The sequence below is a fragment of the Kitasatospora sp. GP30 genome, assembly GCF_029892145.1.
GTDB classification, from domain to species: Bacteria; Actinomycetota; Actinomycetes; order Streptomycetales; family Streptomycetaceae; genus Kitasatospora; species Kitasatospora acidiphila.
This window is the reverse complement of sequence record NZ_JARZAH010000094.1, coordinates 1-3,176: the sequence shown is the minus strand read 5'-3', so window position 1 is coordinate 3,176 and position 3,176 is coordinate 1. Positions and strand designations below refer to the sequence as shown.

Here is a 3,176-nt window from a genome sequence, read left to right as displayed (position 1 = left end):
CTGAGGACAAGCCCTCGGCCTATTAGTACCGGTCAGCTCCACCCCTCACAGGGCTTCCACATCCGGCCTATCAACCCAGTCGTCTACTGGGAGCCTTACCCTCTCAAGGAGGTGGGAGTGCTCATCTCGAAGCAGGCTTCCCGCTTAGATGCTTTCAGCGGTTATCCCTCCCGAACGTAGCCAACCAGCCATGCCCTTGGCAGAACAACTGGCACACCAGAGGTTCGTCCGTCCCGGTCCTCTCGTACTAGGGACAGCCCTTCTCAACACTCCTACGCGCACAGCGGATAGGGACCGAACTGTCTCACGACGTTCTAAACCCAGCTCGCGTACCGCTTTAATGGGCGAACAGCCCAACCCTTGGGACCTACTCCAGCCCCAGGATGCGACGAGCCGACATCGAGGTGCCAAACCATCCCGTCGATATGGACTCTTGGGGAAGATCAGCCTGTTATCCCCGGGGTACCTTTTATCCGTTGAGCGACGGCGCTTCCACAAGCCACCGCCGGATCACTAGTCCCTGCTTTCGCACCTGCTCGACCCGTCGGTCTCACAGTCAAGCTCCCTTGTGCACTTACACTCAACACCTGATTGCCAACCAGGCTGAGGGAACCTTTGGGCGCCTCCGTTACCCTTTAGGAGGCAACCGCCCCAGTTAAACTACCCACCAGACACTGTCCCTGATCCGGATCACGGACCCAGGTTAGACATCCAGCACGACCAGAGTGGTATTTCAACGGCGACTCCACAACAACTGGCGTTGCTGCTTCACAGTCTCCCACCTATCCTACACAAGCCGAACCGAACACCAATATCAAGCTATAGTAAAGGTCCCGGGGTCTTTCCGTCCTGCTGCGCGAAACGAGCATCTTTACTCGTAATGCAATTTCACCGGGCCTATGGTTGAGACAGTCGAGAAGTCGTTACGCCATTCGTGCAGGTCGGAACTTACCCGACAAGGAATTTCGCTACCTTAGGATGGTTATAGTTACCACCGCCGTTTACTGGCGCTTAAGTTCTCAGCTTCGCCCCGACGAATCAGAGCTAACCGGTCCCCTTAACGTTCCAGCACCGGGCAGGCGTCAGTCCGTATACATCGCCTTACGGCTTCGCACGGACCTGTGTTTTTAGTAAACAGTCGCTTCTCGCTGGTCTCTGCGGCCACCCCCAGCTCAGGCAGCACGTGCCATCACCAGGAGGGGCCCCCCTTCTCCCGAAGTTACGGGGGCATTTTGCCGAGTTCCTTAACCATAGTTCACCCGAACGCCTCGGTATTCTCTACCTGACCACCTGAGTCGGTTTGGGGTACGGGCCGCCATGAAACTCGCTAGAGGCTTTTCTCGACAGCATAGGATCATCCACTTCACCACAATCGGCTCGGCATCAGGTCTCAGGCACATGTTGCGCGGATTTGCCTACGCAACGCCCTACACCCTTACCCCGGGACAACCACCGCCCGGGCTGGACTACCTTCCTGCGTCACCCCATCGCTCAGCTACTACAGGCTTGGGTCACCGGCTCCACCACTCCCCCTTGTCCGAAGACTCCGGGGCGGCTTCACGGGCTTAGCATTACCTGGTTCGCCGTTGGCGCTTCAAAGCGGGTACGGGAATATCAACCCGTTGTCCATCGACTACGCCTGTCGGCCTCGCCTTAGGTCCCGACTTACCCTGGGCAGATCAGCTTGACCCAGGAACCCTTGGTCAATCGGCGCAAGAGTTTCCCACTCTTGTATCGCTACTCATGCCTGCATTCTCACTCGTATACCGTCCACGACTCGATTCCTCGGCCGCTTCACCCGGCACACGACGCTCCCCTACCCATCCACAGCGCCGTTGGGCGTATTCTGTGAATGACACGACTTCGGTGGTGTACTTGAGCCCCGCTACATTGTCGGCGCGGAATCACTTGACCAGTGAGCTATTACGCACTCTTTCAAGGGTGGCTGCTTCTAAGCCAACCTCCTGGTTGTCTCTGCGACTCCACATCCTTTCCCACTTAGCACACGCTTAGGGACCTTAGTCGGTGTTCTGGGCTGTTTCCCTCTCGACCATGGAGCTTATCCCCCACAGTCTCACTGCCGCGCTCTCACTTACCGGCATTCGGAGTTTGGCTAAGGTCAGTAACCCGGTAAGGCCCATCGCCTATCCAGTGCTCTACCTCCGGCAAGAAACACGCGACGCTGCACCTAAATGCATTTCGGGGAGAACCAGCTATCACGGAGTTTGATTGGCCTTTCACCCCTAACCACAGGTCATCCCCCAGGTTTTCAACCCTGGTGGGTTCGGTCCTCCACACGGTCTTACCCGCGCTTCAACCTGCCCATGGCTAGATCACTCCGCTTCGGGTCTTGGGCATGCAACTGAGTCGCCCTATTCGGACTCGCTTTCGCTACGGCTACCCCACACGGGTTAACCTCGCTACACACCGCAAACTCGCAGGCTCATTCTTCAAAAGGCACGCAGTCACGGCTGGCCGGCAAACCGACCAACGACGCTCCCACGGCTTGTAGGCACACGGTTTCAGGTACTATTTCACTCCGCTCCCGCGGTACTTTTCACCATTCCCTCACGGTACTATCCGCTATCGGTCACCAGGGAATATTTAGGCTTAGCGGGTGGTCCCGCCAGATTCACACGGGATTTCTCGGGCCCCGTGCTACTTGGGAGATGAGCAAGCAAGCCGCTAATGTTTCGTCTACGGGGGTCTTACCCTCTACGCCGGACCTTTCGCATGTCCTTCGACTACACCAACGGTTTCTGACTCGCCGACCGGCCGGCAGACCGATCAAGCTCATTCCCACGACCCCTCAAGCGCAACCCCTGCCGGGTCTCACACACTCAAGGTTTAGCCTCATCCGGTTTCGCTCGCCACTACTCCCGGAATCACGGTTGTTTTCTCTTCCTGCGGGTACTGAGATGTTTCACTTCCCCGCGTTCCCTCCACATACCCTATGTGTTCAGGTATGGGTGACAGCCCATGACGGCTGCCGGGTTTCCCCATTCGGACACCCCCGGATCAAAGCTCGGTTGACAGCTCCCCGGGGCCTATCGCGGCCTCCCACGTCCTTCATCGGTTCCTGGTGCCAAGGCATCCACCGTGCGCCCTTAAAAACTTGGCCACAGATGCTCGCGTCCACTGTGCAGTTCTCAAACAACGACCAGACACCCACACTC

The 3,176-nt window shown here is 57.6% G+C and carries 1 rRNA gene; it reads right to left on the bottom strand.

Annotation, left to right across the window (positions count from 1 at the left end):
• Positions 1 to 2: 2 nt before the first annotated feature.
• Positions 3 to 3,121 (bottom strand): 23S ribosomal RNA (locus P3T35_RS40220).
• Positions 3,122 to 3,176 lie beyond the last annotated feature (55 nt).